The sequence below is a fragment of the Fundicoccus sp. Sow4_H7 genome (assembly GCF_052115865.1).
Lineage (GTDB): Bacteria > Bacillota > Bacilli > Lactobacillales > Aerococcaceae > Fundicoccus_A.
Window position 1 is genome coordinate 1 of record NZ_JBQKME010000031.1, and the last position, 513, is coordinate 513.

Annotated in this window: 2 tRNA genes and 1 rRNA gene; all 3 read right to left on the reverse strand. The window is 41.9% G+C overall.

The window, feature by feature from the left end:
* Positions 1-144 precede the first annotated feature (144 nt).
* Positions 145-217, reverse strand: a tRNA-Ala gene (locus tag ACTQ54_RS12400).
* 65 nt (positions 218-282) lie between these two features.
* Positions 283-356, reverse strand: a tRNA-Ile gene (locus tag ACTQ54_RS12405).
* Positions 357-463: 107 nt separating this feature from the next.
* A 16S ribosomal RNA gene (locus ACTQ54_RS12410) occupies positions 464-513 on the reverse strand; the annotation flags it as partial.

A 513-nucleotide genomic window follows, 5' to 3' on the forward strand; every position in this document is an offset into this window, starting at 1 on the left:
AATTCTCGGTTTCATTATTTCTTTTATTCAAAAAAATGATGTGTCATTAATGACTCGCATGAATCATTAATCACTATTTGTTGTGTTATTCAGTTTTCAATGAGCTAAGGTGTCGTAAACTCGCAATATAAAGTTGTACGACAATGGAGAATAGCGGGATCGAACCGCTGACCTCCTGCGTGCAAAGCAGGCGCTCTCCCAGCTGAGCTAATTCCCCGTCGCTAAGATAGAATTATATATCAAATCCGTTTAAAATGCAAGCGCATCACTTGAAAAACCTGATGGGCCTAAGTGGACTCGAACCACCGACCTCACCCTTATCAGGGGTGCGCTCTAACCAGCTGAGCTATAGGCCCGGATTTATACCCTGATGCGTATTATATATAAAAGTAAATGAGTAAGTAAAGCTCACTCAAAACTAAACAAAGACAATATCCACTTGTAAGGTTCCTGTACTCCTTAGAAAGGAGGTGATCCAGCCGCACCTTCCGATACGGCTACCTTGTTACGACT